Raw genomic sequence first — 1073 nt, forward strand, 5'->3', positions numbered from 1 at the left:
ATCGAATAAGCAACTTTTGCTTCTAAAGATAGTTTTTTGTAAATTTCATTTGTAAAAAAGACTTTAGGTAATTGATAGAAACGTTCTTGATATTGTTCTTTCTTTTTGAAATATTTAATCGGCATAAAAAAGCTCCTTTCATAAAGTTTATAACTATTAGAGAAAGAAGCTATATAACCTTTTTGATAGTAAAAAGTCGTGAATCGTACTTGCGAATATTAAAAATAACAATTATAATATAAGTACAACTAAATTAATAATGACAAAAACTTAGCTTAAAGATTATAGTTTTTCTACTTATTAGCTGTTAGCTAATAAGTTATAGCTTCTTTTATAGCTTCTTTGCTTCTTTCTTTTGTAGCTATAAATTAATTTTAAGGACAACTGTTACCGCAGTTGTCTTTTTAAGTTTATACATTCACTTTAGCATAAAACATTGATAAAAAAAATAAAATTTAAGTTAATAAAGCAACTAGAATTGCTATTTCCCTTTATCTTTTATGTTCATAGAATATCATAGTTCAATATATTCGTCTACGTTACAGACGAATATATTGAACTACGTTTGCAATGTAGACGATTGAAGTAGATTATTTCTTTTAACTATGATAAGGTAGGAATATACATATTCGTCTACATTATAGATGAAATGAATAGAAAGGAGGCTTTATAATGGAAATATATTCGTTTGTATCTACAAAAGGTGGTGTTGGTAAAACATCAATTGCATATAATTTTGCTACATATCTATCAGAAAGAGATAATTATGTATTAGTTATAGATCAAGACCACCAATGTAGTATATCTCAATTATTCGATTGTGATAAGCAACAGCACACAGTAAAAGGAATATATACTGGAGAAAAAGTTGGAATTAAAAATGTTCGAAAAAACATAGACTTAATAACTGGAGATTATTATTTAGATAGAACCGAAGATTGGGTAATAAGTCAACCTAACACAGATACTAAATTATTAACTTGGGTTACTATGAATTTAAAAGACAATCTAAACATATCTCAGTATGATTATATTATTATTGACACACATCCAGACTTCAGAACAGCAACTCG

2 protein-coding genes are annotated in these 1073 nt (G+C 26.7%); one reads left to right on the forward strand and one right to left on the reverse strand.

Features of this window, described 5'->3' with window-relative positions; all coding sequences use genetic code 11:
- Nucleotides 1–125, reverse strand: a 125-nt coding sequence (locus ABZX02_RS44000) for a replication initiator protein A (protein WP_355307982.1), incomplete at its 3' end; no start/stop codon positions are given.
- 547 nt (nt 126–672) lie between these two features.
- Between ABZX02_RS44000 and ABZX02_RS44005 the strand changes: the two genes are divergently transcribed.
- Nucleotides 673–1073: ParA family protein (locus ABZX02_RS44005; protein WP_355307980.1), on the forward strand; the 401-nt coding region annotated here is incomplete at its 3' end.

Origin of the sequence: Lentzea sp. NPDC003310 (genome assembly GCF_040610935.1) — a bacterium.
GTDB lineage: Bacteria > Actinomycetota > Actinomycetes > Mycobacteriales > Pseudonocardiaceae > Lentzea.